A 14,733-nucleotide genomic window follows, 5' to 3' on the forward strand; every position below is an offset into this window, starting at 1 on the left:
CCACAAAGACCAAGCCACGGATCGACGCCATCATGCGCTCGTACATCGGTCCGGAGGCTCGCTGATCCGTCCTCGTCCCACGAACGACCAGACTCCCGTCTTCCGCTATTGGGATCCCCGGCCCGGCCGGACCAGCGGGCCGGATCCGACAAATCATCGTATTGAGGATACTGCTATGACTGACGTGATCATCTGCCACGGCGCCTGGCATCAACCTGCACACTTTCGCGCTCTGGTCGACCGGCTCGAGCGTGACGGGCTGACGGTGGAGGTTCCCGATCTGGGTGGGCTTTCGTTGCCCGAAAGTCACAAAGTTGTCCAAGACATCGTGGACAGCTCACCACGGCTGCCGTTGGTGGTCGCGCATTCCAACGGCGGCATCACGGCGGGAACCGTACGGGGGGCCGCCTCGATGCTCTTCCTCTCTGCCTGGGTGCTCGACGCCGGCGAGTCGCCGCAGAGTTTGATCGAGGACGTGCAACGCCGGACCGGAGTCCCCGGTGCGCCGTTGCCTGTCACCGTCGACGGCGAAGGACTGCTGCGCCTCGACGAGGACGGCGCCCGCGCCGGGCTCTACGCCGACTGTGACGACGAGACCGCAGCGCTCGCGGTGTCGCTGCTGCGGCCCGAACCTCCGTCGATCTTCGCTGCCGTTCCCACGGTCGCCACCTGGAAGGACACCCGAACTTTCTATCTGGCCGGTAGCAAGGATCGGGCCATCGTGCCCGAGCTGGTGACGACCTTCGCGTCTCGCTGTTCGACAACCGAGACGTGGCCGACCAGCCATTCCGCGTACCTGAGCCGGACCGGCGATGTGGCAGCTCTGATCCACCGTCAGCTGGCCCGCTGACCAATCCGACCGGCTGGTACTCCAGCAGGAGATCCGCTCCGGCCCGCGTGACCATGGCTGCTCGCTGTCCGTGGACAGCGAGCAGCCATGGTCGAGTCCGAGCGGTTGTGTGGACCCTGTCATTCCGGTTCGTACTGCGATGCCGCGTGCCGGACAAAACGAGCCACCGAGGGCGAGGTTTCCTGAGCGGGCCAGACAAGGCGCAATTGCTCCGGCAGCAGGTCCGTGACCGGCACCAGCCGGATGTCCGGTGGTATGGCCATAGCCTGCTGGACCCGGGCGGGCAGGAACGCGACCGCCTCGCCGGCCTGGACGCGGTTGATCAGATGGAACAGGTCCCGCACCTCGGGGCCGGGGATCACCGTGCCGGCGTATCCGTCGGCGCCCAGCCAGTAGGCGCGCTCGGCCGGGCTCGGAACCGGCCATCCGATCACGGGATCGGCGGCGAGCTCGGCTCGCGAGATCGACCCGCGAGACGCCAAGGGGTGGGTGACCGGCAGGACAGCGACGCGTGGATGCGAGTCGAGCACTTCGCTGTCCGTACCTCGATCATCGAAGGGTCCGCGGACAAGCGCGAGGTCGGCGTCGCCGGTGACCACCATGTCCACGGCTCGCTCCGTGACGAAGGGTGCAGCCACCACGTCGGGAAAACAGTCGCCGAAGGTGCGGATCAGGCCCTGCAGGATGGTCAGTTCGCAGCCCTGCGTACTCACGCGCACATCCGGTTCGCCGTCGGCGGCCGCCCGGGTCGCCAGCACGGCCGACTCCACCTGGTCGGCGATGACCCGAGCCCTCGCCACCAGAACTTCTCCGGCGGCCGTCAGCTCGACTCCCCGGTGCACACGCACGACCAGAGCAACACCCAGCGTCTGTTCCAGAAGCTGCACTGCCCGTGACAACGCTGGTTGCGTCATGTGCAACCGCTGCGCCGCTTGACTGAAACCACCCTCATCGGCGACCGCCACCAGATAACCCAGCTGACGAAGGCTCATGTTGTGCACCACACCCATGCTGCCACCTCTGCCATGCGCATCCGGCATGGCATCGATGCTCTCGGACCGCTACCGCAAGCCGGAGCCGCGACGCATAGTTGATCTTCATGAATTCCCGCACAGAGCCTGTTGTGCTCCATTCGGCCGATCTTCACGAACCGCGCGGTCCCTATCCGGCGCCGGCGTTTCCCGCAGTGTTCCCCGACGGATCGCGCGGGTGGTTCATCGTCGGATACGAGGAAGCGCGCAGCCTGCTCGCCGATCCCCGGCTGCACAAGGCCGACCCGCGCCCGGACGCGACGGATGCCGCGGGCGATACGGGCGAGGTGGGGGACAGTGCCGGAGCGTCGCCGCGAATCCCCGAAGCGCTCGTCTCGCACATGCTGGCCATGGATCCTCCTCAGCACACCCGGCTGCGGCGGTTGGTGGGCAAGGCCTTCACGGCGGGCACCGTCGCGCGACTGCGGCCTCGGATCCAGCAGATCGCGGACGAACTCTTGGACGCGATTCCCACGCCGGGACCGGTTGACCTGCTGGCCGCCTTCGCCTCTCCGTTGCCGATCACCGTGATCTGCGAGCTGCTCGGGGTGCCCGTCCAGGACCGCGCCGACGTCAAACGGTGGTCCGAGTCGGTCACCTCCGCCTTCACCGATCGTACGGAAGCGGATGCCCAGGCACTGCTCGACTATCTGTCGGATCTGGTGGCGCAGCGGCGCGCTCATCCTTCCGGGGACCCCCTTTCCGATCTCGTGCACGTGTCCGACGGGGCCGACAGATTCACCGACACCGAACTGACCTCAATGGCCTGTTTGCTGCTCGTGGCGGGACACGAGACCACCACCAACCTGATCGGGACCGGCGTGTGGACGCTCCTGCGAACCCCCGAACAGCTGGCGGAACTTCGGCAGGACCCGGCTCTCGTGCCGGGCGCCGTCGAGGAACTTCTCCGTCTCAGCAGCCCGGCTCACATCGCCACGACTCGCTTCACGTCCGAACCCGTACAGGTCGGGGGAACGGAAATCCCCGCCGGTGAGCGCGTCATGATCTCATTGCTTGCCGCGAACCGGGACGCCGCGCATTTCACCGACCCGGATCGCCTCGACCTCACGCGCAAGGGCAGCGGGCATCTCGCGTTCGGGCGCGGCATACACCACTGCCTCGGCGCGCCGCTGGCTCGCCTCGAGGCAGACATCGCGCTGCGGACCCTGCTGCGGGAGTTCTCCTCCATCGAGCTGGCCCACGACCAGCACAAGCCACTCTGGCGCGACAGCACCATGATTCACGGTCTGCCAACCCTCGAAGTGACCCTGCGACGAAATCCTGAGACCATTGAGGAGTCAGCGGACAATGCCGCCCGGACAGCACGCGGAACGCCGCCCGCTTGGCGTACTTCTTCCGCGGTGCGGGCGAGGGGCGACCACTGAGGGAGGGGACGTGCCAGCTGAACGAACTCATGGCGGGTTACCGCCCAACGGGTAAACCTCGCTGAGCAGGCCGTGGGCCTGTCGCCGGCCGGGATGCAGCGGCTGCTGCGCTGGGCGGACTGGAGGAACGCATGGTCCGCGTTGGAGCGGGAGAATCGTGAGTTGCGGCGGGCGGATCAGATCCTGAAGTCCGCGGCGTCTTTCTTCGCGGCGGAGTTGGACCGTCCGTGGCGATGAAGGTTGCTTTCGTCGACTCCCAGCAACCAGTGAACCTGGCCCCCGGTTCTGCTTCCTCGACGCCGCCGCCGACACGACGGTGGCGCTGTTGCGCACGGAAGCGGGCCGTGACCCACGTACGGCTGCACCAGTCCGGCCTCAAGACCTTCCGCCACCCGGTCGTGGGGCATGTGGAAATCCATGTCGAGGCCATGCCGCTGCCGGCCGATCCCGGGCTGACGCTGACCGCCTACAGCGCCGAACCCGGCTGACCGGCGAAGGGTGTTCTGCCAGGACACCCCTCCCGCGGTTTTCGCCGCCGGGCGCCGGGCACGCAGAACCCGCATCCCGGAACCGACTCGGAGGCAATCGTGAGGAAGACAGTCGCCGCACTGGCGCTACCTCTGCTTGTTCTGGCCGGCGCCCCGGCGGCAGCCGCGAACCGCAAGAAGCAGACGATCACCCACAGCCAGGACCAGAGCACCAGCGCGGGCCCGGCGGAGAACTTCGCCGGCGACGTACGTGTTCAGACGCTGTTCGGCGACACCAAGGACCAGCCGTACTCCGGCGCGTACGTGACGTTCCAGCCGGCGCCCGCTCGGCCTGGCACTCGCACCCGACCGGCCAGCGCCTCGTGGTCATCGAGGGCGTCGGCCGCACCCAGCAGTGGGGCGAGCCCGTGCAGGAGGTCCGCGCCGGAGACGTGGTCTGGTGCCCGCCCGGCGTCAAGCACTGGCACGGCGCCGCCCCCGACAGCGTCCTGACCCACATGGCCCTGACCGGCGTTCGCGACGGACAGAACGCAACTTGGAAGGAAAAAGTGACAGACAAGCAATACAACGCCTCGACGCCCGGGGAAGACGACCACGGCGACCTCAGCGCGCAGCACGCCGCCATCGGCACGGTCGGCGCGTTCACCGCCGCCGGCGATCAGCCGCGTCTGCGTACGGCGCTGAACGAGGCCCTCGACGCCGGCGTGACGGTCAACCAGATCAAGGAAGTGCTGGTGCAGATGTACGCGTACGCGGGCTTCCCGCGCGCGCTCAACGCCCTCGGCACCTTCATGACCGTGGTCGAGGAGCGGGGCGGCACCGACGAACTCGGCCCCGAGCCCACCCCGCTGCCCGAAGGCACCGACCTCCTCGGGCTCGGCACCAAGAACCAGACCGCACTGTCCGGCGCCCCGGTCACCGGGCCGGTGTTCGACTTCGCCCCGGCGATCGACCAATACCTCAAGACCCACCTGTTCGGCGACATCTTCGCCCGCGACAACCTCGACTGGCGAAGCCGCGAAATCGCCACGATCGCCGCGCTGGCCACGCTGACCGGCACGGAGTCGCAACTGCGCTCGCACGTCGGCATCGGCCTCAACACCGGCCTCACCGAGGCCCAGCTGCGCGGCCTCGTACAGGTGATCCGCACCGAAGTCGGACAGCCCCAGGGCGACGCCGCCGCCACGATCCTCGACGACGTCCTGAAGAACCGCTAGGAGACACCATGATCCTCGACGAGACATACACCCTGGCCAACGCGGTACGCATCCCCAAGCTCGGCCTCGGCACCTGGTTCATCGACGACGACAAGGCCGCCCAGGCGGTCCGGGACGCCGTCACCCTCGGATACCGCAACATCGACACCGCTCAGGCGTACGGCAACGAGCGCGGCGTCGGCGAAGGCGTGCGCACCAGCGGCGTACCCCGCAACGAACTGTTCGTCTCCACGAAACTGGCGGCCGAGAACAAGAGCTACGACGAGGCAGTCGCCGCGATCGACGGCTCACTGGAGACGCTTGGCCTCGGCCGTCAGCGCCTCAGCCGCGGCGGGCGGGCGCCCCCTGCGCCGGCCCCGGGACGCGGCCGACGCTCGCCGGGGTGGAGGCACGGACCAACTGCAACGCCGCCGCGTGGCTCGAGCCCGGCGCCGCGCTGTAGGTCAGCAGCCGGTGCCCGTCGTCCCCGGGCAGGTGCAGCGCTTCGAACTGCAGCTCGAGATCACCGACGACGGGGTGGTGCAGATACTTCGTGCCGGAGCCGCAGACCTGCACCGGGTGCTTGGCCCAGCAGGCGGCGAACTCGGGACTCTTGACGATCAGCTCGCCGATCAGAGCCGTCAGCGCGGCGTCGTCGGGGCTGCGCCCCGCGGTCACGCGCAGGGTCGCGACCGCGCGGCCCGCCTCCTCGTCCCAGCGCCGGTAGAGCTCCCGGGTGTGCGGGTCGAGGAACAGCATCCGGGTGAGGTTAGGCCGCTGCGCCGGGCGGCTCGGCGCGGCGCGGTCGTAGTGCCCGGCGAACAGCAGATGAGCCAGGTCGTTCCAGCTCAGCACCTCGCTGTGCCGGCCCAGCACCAGCGCCGGGACGTCAAGCATGGCGGCGATCAGCTGCTCGACGCCGGGCCGCACGGTGTCGGGCCGCGCCCGGCGGGGCTGCCGGGCGGGGCGCGGCCGGGCGAGCTCGTGCAGATAGGAGCGCTCGTCGTCGGTCAGCGCCAGCGCCCGCGCGATGGCCTCGATCACCGAGGCGGAGGCGTTGGTGCTCTGCCCCTGCTCCAGGCGCGTGTAATAGATCGGACTCACGCCGGCCAGCTGGGCCAGCTCCTCCCGGCGCAGCCCGGGCACCCGGCGCGGGCCGTGCGACGTCAGCCCCACGTCCTCGGGACGCACCCGCGCTCGCCGGCTGCGCAGGAAGTCGGCCAGCTCGCCGCGGCCCCCGTGGTCACTGTGCATGACTCCCATCTTGCCCATGGTCACGGGAATCTGCCTGTCCTTGTCAGTACCAGTCAGCCGCTGCCTAGTCGGAGCAGGGGTCTGGCTGCTACCCGACGCCCGCGCGAGGGTGCCACCATGACCCGTACGGAATCGGCACCACCCGCCGGCCGGTATGCGCCGGCCGATGCCATGACCGGTCGCGACCGGCTGGTGCTCGCCGTCCTGCTGACGGCGAGCTTCACCCTGGCGGTGGACTTCTCCATCCTCAACGTCGCGCTGCCCGCCATCGGCGCCGACGTCGGCTTCTCCCTCGCCTCGCTGCAATGGGTCGCCACGTCGTTCGCCCTGTGCGCGGCGGGCTTCACGCTGCTGTTCGGCCGGATCGCCGACATCGTCGGCCGGCGCCGGCTGTTCCTGGGCGGCATCGTCCTGCTGGGCGTCTCCTCCCTGGCCGGCGGCCTGGCCGGTGACCCGGCGCTGCTGCTGACCGCCCGCGCCGCGCAGGGCCTGGCCACCGCCGCGGTGACGCCCGCCGCCCTGTCCCTGCTCACCACCTCGTTCCCCGAGGGCCCGCGCCGCGAGCGCGCGCTGGGGCTCAACGGCTCGCTCATGGCCGCGGGCTTCACCACCGGGGCAATCCTCGGCGGGGTCCTGACCGACCTGCTGAGCTGGCGCTGGGCGTTCTTCATCAACGTCGCCGTCGCCGCCGCCGTGCTGGCCGTCGCGCCGCTCGTGCTCGCGGAAAGCCGCCCGGCGCAGCGTCCCCGCCTCGACGTGCCCGGCGCCGTGACGGTCACCGCCGGGCTGCTCGCCCTGGTCTTCGGGCTCACCAGCGCCGGGGAACACGGCTGGTCCACCCCGCGGGCGTGGGGCGCGCTGCTGGCCGGCGCGGTCCTGCTCGTGCTCTTCTTCGCCGTCGAGCGCCGGGTCGCCGCGCCGCTGGTACCCGTGCCGATCCTGCGCCGCCACAGCGTGGCGTGGGGAAACATCGCCGGCCTGCTCGCCTTCGCCACCGAGACCTCGCTGGTCTTCGTCCTGACTCTCTACCTGCAGGAGGTCCTCGGCTTCTCGCCCCTGACCGCCGGGCTGTCCTTCGCGGTGCTCGGCCTGGGCACGGTCCTCGGCGGCGTGCTCGGCCCCAAGGTCATCGGCCGGGTCGGCCACCCGCCCCGGGCCATCGCCCTCGGCATGACCGTGCAGGCCGTCGCGACGCTGGTGCTGGTGCTGCTCGGCGCGGACTCCGGCTGGATGCCGCTGCTGCTGGTCGCCACCTTCGTCGGCGGCGTCGCCAACCTGGTGGCCATCGTCGGGTTCATGGTCACGGCCACCTCCGGGCTGCCCGACGGAGAACAGGGCCTGGCCGCCGGGCTGGCCACCATGAGCCAGCAGATCGGCATCACGCTCGGCATCCCGATCATGTCCGCCGTGCTGGGTGCCTCGCTCGCGGCACAGGGCAGCGAGACCGCCGGCACCATCCTCACCGCGGTACGAACCGCCGTCGCCGTCAACGCCGGGATGTGCACGCTCACCGCGGTGGCCGTCGTGGCGTTCCTGCGCGCGCCCCGGGCAACGGTGGCCCCGGCGGCGAGCGCCTGACAGTGATCCGCGACCGTGGCTCGATCACGTGGTTCGCCACCGCCTGCGATGCCCCCGACCGGCCGGCATCCGTTCCCGTCCGCGTGATCGTGCCGGCCGGCGAACCCATCGGCTGGCTGGTCTGGGCGCACGGCGGCAGCTGGCACGCCGGCTCGGCGCACGCGTGGCATCATGCCTGCGCCGAGCTGGCCGTGGCCGCCGGGACGGCGGTCGTCAGCGTCGACTACCGCCTGGCGCCCCGGCACCGGCACCCGGCGGCACTGCTGGACGTACTGGCGGCGCTCGCCTGGGCCCGCCGGTGCGCGGCAGCCGACGGCACGGGCGTCGCGGTGGGCGGGGACAGCGCCGGTGCCACGATCGCGGCCTGCGCGGCCCTGGTGCTCCGGGACCGGGACGAGGCGCTGACCGCGCAGCTGCTGGCGTACCCGCCCATCGACCCGTCCTGCCGGGCCGCGTCCTTCCACCGTGACCCGGGCGCGTTCCCGCAGCCCGCCGCGCTGGCCGAGGCCTGGCGCTCCTACCGCGGCACGACACCGGCGGCCCCGGGGCTCTACAGCACCCCGGCCGAGGCCGCCGACGTCCGCGGCGTGGCCCCCGCCGTCATCGCCGTGGGCGCTCTCGACCCCGTCCTGGACGACGTGCGGGGCTACCGGGCCCGCCTCGACCGGGCCGGCGTCGCCCTGCGCTACCTCCAGCTGCCCGGCGTCGCCCACGGCGCCTTCCTGTCCCCCGGCGCCGGCCTGCGCAATCTCCGCTACTGCTTCGGACATTTCCTCAACCCCGCGGCGGCCGGGCAGGCTCTGCGCAGCTACCGCGCCGCGGCCTCCACCCCGCACACCACCCTCGCCGTACGCGTCTTCGTGGCACGCACCTCAGCGGAGGCCGAGGAGCAGGCCGCTGACTATCTGGTGTGGCGATCACGCAAAGACCTCGGCGCGGACGAGCCCCTGCCGTCGCCGGGCTACGCCGACCGGCATCCCTGGACAGCCGCGGAGCGCCGGCGCACCATCGCCAACCGGGAGGCCGTCGTCGTGGGTGATGCGGCCACCGTCCGTGACCAGCTGCTCGACCTCGCCGCGCATCACGTCGTGCCCGAGCTGGTCGTCAACACCCTCGCGCCCCGGACCAGCGACCGCGTCCGCGCCTACGAGCTGCTCGCCGGGGCATTCCGGCTGAGCCGCACGCCGGCCGGGACGCGCTAGCGGCAATGCCGGGTGGTCAGGGTTCCGCGGCGGGTGTCAAGCGTGTTGTGGGGAGACGGCGGGGTCTCGACATCAAGGATTGTCACTCCACGACAGCCTTGAACCGGGATCCCCGCCGTTGGATGAGTCTGCCATCAGTCGTGCGGGCGCTGTTCGACCGATCGTCTTCCCGGATGGATGGCGAACCGTCGCCGGTCCGGGACACACGGGGGAACGCCGCCCGATGACGACGAGGGCGACCCGACTACCGCGAAGCCGGCGCTGGGCTCCAACGAGCGCGTAACGCAATAGCTCGCAGATGACCACGGCACCGCCGAGGACTGAGCCCCGGCAGTGCCGTGCAGTGCCTCAGCCACCCCGTTCATGGTGACGGCGGCTGCTCAGTCCTCGACCTGACCGAACAGCGCGGCCTGGACGAGTCGCTGGGCGGCCATGGCCTCCTGCCGTTCCTGGGGGCCCCTGGTGCCCGTTCGCCTACAGGAATTCGCTTCGGAAGGCGGAGGCCAGTTCGCCCGCGCGCCGGCGGCGCTCCGCGAGTTCGTCGGCGGAGAGCTGCGGCGGCGAGGCGTCCTTCCCGGCGACGACATCGCCGATCCGCGTGAAGTACTCGTCCTGGCCCGCGGGCGTGCACATGCAGAGCATGCGGGCAGGGGCGCCAGAGACGTTACGGAAGTTGTGCGGAGCGTTGGCCGGGATGTTGACGGTGGATCCAGCTCGCACGGTGCGCTTCTCGCCGCGGAAGGTGAACTCGATTTCTCCCTCGAGGATGGTGAACATCTCCTCGAAGTCGTGGCGGTGTGGCGGCGGTCCGCCCCCGTCGGGCACGCGCATGTCGATCAGGCAGTACTTGCCGTTCGTCTGGTCACCGGTGATCAACATGCCGTAGGTGTTGCCCACCAGTGAGATGTAGGTCGTGCCGGGATCGTCCGGGTCAGCCACGGTGAGGGAACGAGACAGGTCATCGTCGGGAAGCATCGGAGACTCCTTCTTCGTCCTGGGTTGTGCTGGTCAGGGGATGATGACGGTTTTTCCGTGCAGGGCACCGGCGGCGGTCTGCGTGTGCACAAGCGCCAGATCCGGCAGCGGGAATCGCTGTGCGACGTTCACGTGCAGCTCGCCCGCGTCGACCAGTTCGGCCAGGCGCGTCAGTTGGGCGGCGTCGCTGCGGACGAACAGGTCGAAGCCGCGTACACCGTGCCGGACACGTCGATGCCGGGCGTGTGCGGCAGCGTCACCGGAATGGGGCCCTGCATGAAGCCCGCGCGGATGGTGCCGTCGACCCCGTGGAACGACGACCCGGCGACCCGGACCAGGGCTTGACCCGTGCCAGGGACGGGGCGGTCGATCTCCTCGTAGCGCAGGACGTCCGGATCGCCGAACTCATGAAAACGCACTGCCTTCATGGCAAGCCTCCCGGTGAGGGGTGTGCGAAGTGGATGCGGGCGAAACGGTCAGGAGGCGACGGGGCCGAGCATGAAGCCGCCGTCGGCGAGAAATTCTGAGCCGGTGGCAAAGCGGGCGTGGTCGGACGCCGCGAACAAGATGAAGTCGGCGATCTCGGACGGGTCAGCGTTGCGCGGGATGGGCAGGTCCTGCACGGGAACCAGGGGCCGGCCGTCGGGGCCGTAGGCGAGCGGCGTCTCGATGATGCCGGGGTGCACGGCGTTGACCCGGATGTTGTCGCGGGCCAGTTCCTTGGCGGCAGCGCGCAGCAAGCCGCGCAGGGCCCACTTGCTGCTGCTGTAGGCGACGAGGCCGGGTGCGGCGGAAAGCCCGGCGATCGAGTTGACGTTGACGATGACGCCGCCGCCGGCCTTGCGCATCGACGGCGCCGCGGCGCGGATGCCGAGCAGCGCGCCGGTGAGGTTGGTGTCGATGACGGTGCGGAAGTCGTCGACCGCGATGCTCTCGGTGGTGCCGACCTTCAGGTACGCGGCATTGTTGATCAGGACGTCGAGTGGCCCGAACGTCTCCTCGGTGCGGGCGATCGCCGCGGCCCAGTCGGTCTCGCTGCTCACATCGAGGCGTACGCCGATGCTCGTGCCGCCCGTGTTGTGGGCGACCTCGTCGAAACCCTTACGGCCCGCGACCACGACGTTCGCGCCGGCCGTGGCGAACCCGCCGGCCAGAGCAACGCCGAGGGCGCCGGTGGCGCCGGTGATCAGGACGGTCTTACCGTGAAAATCGAACATGGCGAGCCCTTTCTGGCCGTTGACGGCGTTGACGAGCTGGACGGTGCAGGGCTAGGCGACGGGCCCCGGGTGGACGACGTCGTCGGCATCGGTGGAGTAAGCCAGCTCACGGCCGGCCTCGAGGGCGTCGAGACGGTTTCGCACGGCGGCGGTGGCCAGCTCGTACGCATCGGAGCCCAGCGTCAGGCGCAGCGGCGCGCCGGACCGGTCGGCCGAGGCGATGATGGCGGCGGCGATCTTTGCGGGGTCGCCGGGGGCGGGCAGCGGAGGCAGCTCGCCGGACAGGCTCTTGCGCAGCTGCCCGGAGGCACCGTCGGCGTAATCGGACATCGCCGCACCGAGCACCCCGCTGCTGCCGCCGAAATTGGTGCGGGAGACGCCGGGCTCGACGATCGTCACGTCGATGCCGAACGGCGCCAGCTCGGGCGCGGACGACTCCCAGAAGCCCTCGATGCCCCACTTGGTGGCGTGATACAAGCTCATCGCGGGGAAGGCGATCTGTCCGCCGATGCTCGCGATCTGGATGTACCGCCCGCCACCCTGACGGCGCAGGTGCGGGGTCACAGCCCGGGCGAGCTGAATGGGCGCCGTCAGGTTGGTGGCGATCTGCCGGTCGATCTGCTCGTCGCTGAGCTCCTCGGCCGCCCCGAAGAGCCCGTAGCCGGCGTTGGCCACGATGACGTCGATCCGGCCCAGCTCGGCGAACGCGCGCCCGACGACCTCCCGCAGGGCGGCGGTGTCGGTGACGTCCAGCGCGGCACGCCACAGCAGGTCGCCGAACTTCGCAGCGAGGTCGTCGAGGGTTTCCGGACGGCGCGCGGTGGCAGCGACCCGGTCGCCCCGCTGGAGCAGTTGTTCGGTGAGCTGCCGGCCGAAGCCGGATGACGTACCGGTGATGAACCAGGTCTTCGACATGGCGCACTCCTTCGTTGGTAGCGATTCGTTCGCCTTCGCGCAGCTACAGGGCGACCGGCACTCGCGGCGGCGTCAGCCTTGCCGCGCCGCGAACCACGTCCGGGCCCGGCGCACTCTCATGGATGCATGACGACCTTGATGGCACCGGCGGACCGGTCGCCGGCCACCCGGAACGCCTCGGCCGCGTCGGTCAGCGGGAACCGGTGCGTCACCACCGCTTCGACGATTTCCGGCCGGTCGGCGAGCATCGCGGCCACATCGGCGAACTCGCGGTGGTCGTAGGCCATGGCGTTGATGTAGGTGAGTTCTTTCATCAGACTCGTCGGGCCAGGGAGCACGGCGGTGTCGAAGTAGACGCCGAGGATCACGACCCGGCCGCCCGGCTTGGCCAGCTCGGCGCATCGAGCCAGCGCGCCGGGACTTCCCGCAGCGTCGACGACTACGTCGTATTCACCGTCCGTGAGCCCCGCGCCCAGCTTCTCCGCGGCGCGTGCCTGATGGGCGTAGCGCGTCTCGATGTCGGCCGTCAGGCCCATCCGGCGGGCAGCAGCGGCGGCCAGCAGTCCGACGGTTCCGCCGCCGACGACGGCTACGCGTTCCCCGGCGACCGGCGCGGCGCGGCGGATCCCGTGCCAGGCCACCGATCCCGGCTCGACCAGACAACCGTCCGTCACCGGCAGGCCGGCCGGTACCGGGATCAACATGTATTCCGGGACGATGATCTCCTCGGCCATCCCACCGTCCCGGGATATTCCCAGGACCGCGGCAGCCTCCCCCTGGCAGCGCTGGATGTGGCCGCTCGCGCACTGCGGGCAGGCACCGCAGTACAACAACGGCGCGACTGCCCAGGCCCGGCCGTCGTCCGTCGTGCCGGCTATCTCATGGCCGTACGTGTAGTCGCGTCTTCCCATGGCGGCAAAGGCGAGGTCGGACCCGCAGATGCCGGCCGAGGCCACCCGCAGCCGCACACCGGAGCCCGAGGGTGCGTCGCAGGTGACGGCCTCGATCCCGGCGCCGGTGTTCCTGACCGCGAGCATAATGTCCTCCGAGGCACGCCTTGAGTGAACAACGTTCACTTAGACTAAGTGAACGTTGTTTGCTTAGCAAGATCGGTTCTGCCGCTGAGAGATGGAGCACGCATGGAGGAAGCCCCGCCGATCCAGGTCGGCTCCGCGGCCTGGTGGCTGGCACGGGCCAGAAACACCGGCGACCGCGCACGACGCAAGCGAATGCTGTCGCTCGACCTCATCGCCGACGCCGCACTGGTCGTGCTGGACGCCGAAGGCGCGGAGGCGCTGACCATGCGCCGCGTCGCCCAGCACCTGCAATGCAGCCAGGCAGCGCTGTATCGGCATGTCAGCAGCCGCGACGAACTCGTGGTCGTCGCCATGGACCGCGCGCTGGGGATGGGCCTGCAACCGCCACCCGCGGACCTGACGTGGCGCCAGAGCCTGGAATGGCAGGCTCGCTCGTTCCGGGAGTTCCTGTTCGCCCACCCGGGACTCGTCCCGTTCCTGCGTGGCACGCAACGGCTCAGCCCGATGGCCCTGGCCGGGATCGAATTCTCCATCCACCAGTACATGTCCATCGGGCTCAACGTCCGCGACGCCCACACCACCGCGTCGGTCTTCGCCACGTTTACCATCGGCTCGGCGCTGCTGGGCCTCGGCCTCGACAACACCGACCCGCGGGAGCAGAGCATGCGCCGCCGGCTGTACGAAAGCCTGGATCCGCACCAGCATCCGCTCCTGACCGCCCATGCCGATGTGATCTCCCGCGTGAGCAACCGCGACGAGTTCGAGTTCGGCCTGGCGGCACTGCTGGACGGCCTCGAGGCGCGGATCGCCTCCGGCAGTGCTGCCCAGCGCCCCGCGGCACCACCGGAGGCTGCGGCCGAATCGTGAAGGGCGGTGCCGCGGGCATCGTCCGCGGCGCCGGCCGTCACCCGATGACGTGGCGGCTCAACGCGACAGCGGCGTGATGCATGACACCCGCGAAACTCTCGGCCCGCTGCGAGGCGGTGGCGATCTGCAGAGCGGCGTGCCCGCCGGGCAGCTTGATCGGCACGGCGTAGCAGCTCAGACCGTCCCAGATATCGCGGTGGTCCACGGCGACGCCGGCCGGCGAGGTCAGCCGAGCCGGCTGCAGCACGATGCCGGCCGCGGTGAACGAGGGCAGCACGAAGCCCGGCCGCGCGTCGGCCGGCATCGCCTCCTGGCCCGGGACGATCTCCAGCACCACCGGATCGTCGCCGGAGGACACGACGAGCGAGACGGTCGCCCCGGTCTGCTGCCGCAGCACCCGCAACACGTCCGCGGCCGGCCGGCGCAAGCCCGCATGGGGCTCCACTCGTCGCGCGAGCCCGACCAGCCCGGTCGCGAGCTGCCAGCGCCGATCGGTGAAGGTCACCGCGCCGGCCTCACGCAGCTGGCCCAGCAGCCGGTACACCGTCGGCCGGGGCAGGCCCGTGATCTCCGAGAGGTGGGTGACCTGGCGGGAGTCTCCGGCGTCCGGCAAGGCGTGCAGAATGCGGAAAGCGCCGTCCACCACGGTCCGCGGCTTGTCCATGCGCCGGTGATAAGCAGATCACGCTCCGCGGATGATCGGCCATCAGCCGCCGCCCCCGATCGAAGGCGATGCCC

16 protein-coding genes and 1 pseudogene are annotated in these 14,733 nt (G+C 70.4%); 8 read left to right on the forward strand and 9 right to left on the reverse strand.

Features of this window, described 5'->3' with window-relative positions; genetic code table 11:
- Positions 1–175 precede the first annotated feature (175 nt).
- The gene (locus tag RBH18_RS29755; RefSeq protein WP_306213764.1) at positions 176–850 is read left to right on the forward strand and encodes an alpha/beta hydrolase; all 675 of its coding nucleotides are present in this window, start codon (positions 176–178) and stop codon (positions 848–850) included.
- 119 nt (positions 851–969) lie between these two features.
- Here the strand turns inward: RBH18_RS29755 and RBH18_RS29760 are convergent, their stop codons facing one another.
- On the reverse strand, positions 970–1,860 hold the full coding sequence (locus RBH18_RS29760; protein WP_306213765.1) for a LysR family transcriptional regulator: 891 nt from the start codon (positions 1,858–1,860) through the stop codon (positions 970–972).
- An 89-nt stretch (positions 1,861–1,949) separates the two neighbouring features.
- Here RBH18_RS29760 and RBH18_RS29765 point away from each other — a divergent pair, with 89 nt between their 5' ends.
- From RBH18_RS29765 to RBH18_RS44185, 4 genes and pseudogenes are all read left to right on the forward strand, one after another.
- Entirely contained in the window at positions 1,950–3,266 is a 1,317-nt protein-coding gene (locus RBH18_RS29765; RefSeq protein WP_306213766.1) for a cytochrome P450 family protein, read from the forward strand.
- Between the two features lie 344 nt (positions 3,267–3,610).
- On the forward strand, positions 3,611–3,754 hold the full coding sequence (locus RBH18_RS29770) for an MmyB family transcriptional regulator (RefSeq protein ID WP_306213791.1): 144 nt from the start codon (positions 3,611–3,613) through the stop codon (positions 3,752–3,754).
- Complete coding sequence (locus RBH18_RS29775) at positions 3,751–4,971, forward strand: cupin domain-containing carboxymuconolactone decarboxylase family protein (RefSeq protein ID WP_306213792.1); 1,221 nt, start codon at positions 3,751–3,753, stop codon at positions 4,969–4,971. Before RBH18_RS29770 ends, RBH18_RS29775 begins: the two co-directional genes overlap by 4 nt.
- Before the next feature lie 8 nt (positions 4,972–4,979).
- A pseudogene (locus RBH18_RS44185) lies at positions 4,980–5,267 on the forward strand (aldo/keto reductase); the annotation flags it as partial.
- Positions 5,268–5,292: 25 nt separating this feature from the next.
- On the opposite strand, the gene RBH18_RS29780 reads toward RBH18_RS44185, so the two are convergent.
- Positions 5,293–6,204 (reverse strand): helix-turn-helix domain-containing protein, encoded by a 912-nt coding sequence (locus RBH18_RS29780; RefSeq protein WP_306213767.1) that lies wholly within the window; start codon positions 6,202–6,204, stop codon positions 5,293–5,295.
- 117 nt (positions 6,205–6,321) lie between these two features.
- On the opposite strand from RBH18_RS29780, the gene RBH18_RS29785 reads away from it, so the two are divergent.
- Both RBH18_RS29785 and RBH18_RS29790 read left to right on the forward strand, forming a co-directional pair.
- Positions 6,322–7,782 (forward strand): MFS transporter, encoded by a 1,461-nt coding sequence (locus RBH18_RS29785; protein ID WP_306213768.1) that lies wholly within the window; start codon positions 6,322–6,324, stop codon positions 7,780–7,782.
- Between the two features lie 2 nt (positions 7,783–7,784).
- On the forward strand, positions 7,785–8,984 hold the full coding sequence (locus RBH18_RS29790; protein ID WP_306213769.1) for an alpha/beta hydrolase fold domain-containing protein: 1,200 nt from the start codon (positions 7,785–7,787) through the stop codon (positions 8,982–8,984).
- Between the two features lie 474 nt (positions 8,985–9,458).
- Here RBH18_RS29790 and RBH18_RS29795 read toward each other — a convergent pair whose 3' ends face one another.
- From RBH18_RS29795 to RBH18_RS29820, 6 genes are all read right to left on the reverse strand, one after another.
- On the reverse strand, positions 9,459–9,959 hold the full coding sequence (locus RBH18_RS29795; protein WP_306213770.1) for a cupin domain-containing protein: 501 nt from the start codon (positions 9,957–9,959) through the stop codon (positions 9,459–9,461).
- Between the two features lie 33 nt (positions 9,960–9,992).
- Positions 9,993–10,160, reverse strand: coding sequence for a zinc-binding dehydrogenase (locus tag RBH18_RS29800; protein ID WP_306213793.1), 168 nt, complete (start codon positions 10,158–10,160; stop codon positions 9,993–9,995).
- Positions 10,130–10,387, reverse strand: coding sequence for an alcohol dehydrogenase catalytic domain-containing protein (locus RBH18_RS29805; RefSeq protein ID WP_306213771.1), 258 nt, complete (start codon positions 10,385–10,387; stop codon positions 10,130–10,132). Before RBH18_RS29805 ends, RBH18_RS29800 begins: the two co-directional genes overlap by 31 nt.
- Positions 10,388–10,435: 48 nt before the next feature.
- On the reverse strand, positions 10,436–11,176 hold the full coding sequence (locus RBH18_RS29810; RefSeq protein WP_306213772.1) for an SDR family NAD(P)-dependent oxidoreductase: 741 nt from the start codon (positions 11,174–11,176) through the stop codon (positions 10,436–10,438).
- Positions 11,177–11,227: 51 nt separating this feature from the next.
- Positions 11,228–12,091, reverse strand: a complete 864-nt coding sequence (locus tag RBH18_RS29815; RefSeq protein ID WP_306213773.1) for an SDR family oxidoreductase — start codon at positions 12,089–12,091, stop codon at positions 11,228–11,230.
- A 116-nt stretch (positions 12,092–12,207) separates the two neighbouring features.
- On the reverse strand, positions 12,208–13,128 hold the full coding sequence (locus tag RBH18_RS29820) for a zinc-dependent alcohol dehydrogenase (protein WP_306213774.1): 921 nt from the start codon (positions 13,126–13,128) through the stop codon (positions 12,208–12,210).
- 102 nt (positions 13,129–13,230) lie between these two features.
- Between RBH18_RS29820 and RBH18_RS29825 the strand changes: the two genes are divergently transcribed.
- A complete protein-coding gene (locus RBH18_RS29825) occupies positions 13,231–13,995 on the forward strand; it encodes a TetR/AcrR family transcriptional regulator (protein WP_306213775.1) in 765 nt (254 codons plus the stop codon).
- Positions 13,996–14,032: 37 nt separating this feature from the next.
- On the opposite strand, the gene RBH18_RS29830 is transcribed toward RBH18_RS29825, so the two are convergent.
- Positions 14,033–14,659: an IclR family transcriptional regulator gene (locus tag RBH18_RS29830; protein ID WP_306213776.1), complete on the reverse strand. Its 627-nt coding sequence runs from the start codon at positions 14,657–14,659 to the stop codon at positions 14,033–14,035.
- Positions 14,660–14,733 lie beyond the last annotated feature (74 nt).

It is taken from the genome of Actinoplanes oryzae, assembly GCF_030757795.1.
Classification (GTDB): Bacteria; Actinomycetota; Actinomycetes; order Mycobacteriales; family Micromonosporaceae; genus Actinoplanes.

Excerpts from the sequence above, each read along its gene's own strand:
- RBH18_RS29755 (WP_306213764.1), top strand. The coding sequence starts at position 176 with ATGACTGACGTGATCATCTGCCACGGCGCCTGGCATCAACCTGCACAC.
- RBH18_RS29760 (WP_306213765.1), bottom strand. The coding sequence starts at position 1,860 with ATGGGTGTGGTGCACAACATGAGCCTTCGTCAGCTGGGTTATCTGGTG.
- RBH18_RS29765 (WP_306213766.1), top strand. The coding sequence starts at position 1,950 with ATGAATTCCCGCACAGAGCCTGTTGTGCTCCATTCGGCCGATCTTCAC.
- RBH18_RS29780 (WP_306213767.1), bottom strand. The coding sequence starts at position 6,204 with ATGCACAGTGACCACGGGGGCCGCGGCGAGCTGGCCGACTTCCTGCGC.
- RBH18_RS29785 (WP_306213768.1), top strand. The coding sequence starts at position 6,322 with ATGACCCGTACGGAATCGGCACCACCCGCCGGCCGGTATGCGCCGGCC.
- RBH18_RS29795 (WP_306213770.1), bottom strand. The coding sequence starts at position 9,959 with ATGCTTCCCGACGATGACCTGTCTCGTTCCCTCACCGTGGCTGACCCG.
- RBH18_RS29805 (WP_306213771.1), bottom strand. The coding sequence starts at position 10,387 with ATGAAGGCAGTGCGTTTTCATGAGTTCGGCGATCCGGACGTCCTGCGC.
- RBH18_RS29810 (WP_306213772.1), bottom strand. The coding sequence starts at position 11,176 with ATGTTCGATTTTCACGGTAAGACCGTCCTGATCACCGGCGCCACCGGC.
- RBH18_RS29815 (WP_306213773.1), bottom strand. The coding sequence starts at position 12,091 with ATGTCGAAGACCTGGTTCATCACCGGTACGTCATCCGGCTTCGGCCGG.
- RBH18_RS29820 (WP_306213774.1), bottom strand. The coding sequence starts at position 13,128 with ATGCTCGCGGTCAGGAACACCGGCGCCGGGATCGAGGCCGTCACCTGC.
- RBH18_RS29825 (WP_306213775.1), top strand. The coding sequence starts at position 13,231 with ATGGAGGAAGCCCCGCCGATCCAGGTCGGCTCCGCGGCCTGGTGGCTG.
- RBH18_RS29830 (WP_306213776.1), bottom strand. The coding sequence starts at position 14,659 with ATGGACAAGCCGCGGACCGTGGTGGACGGCGCTTTCCGCATTCTGCAC.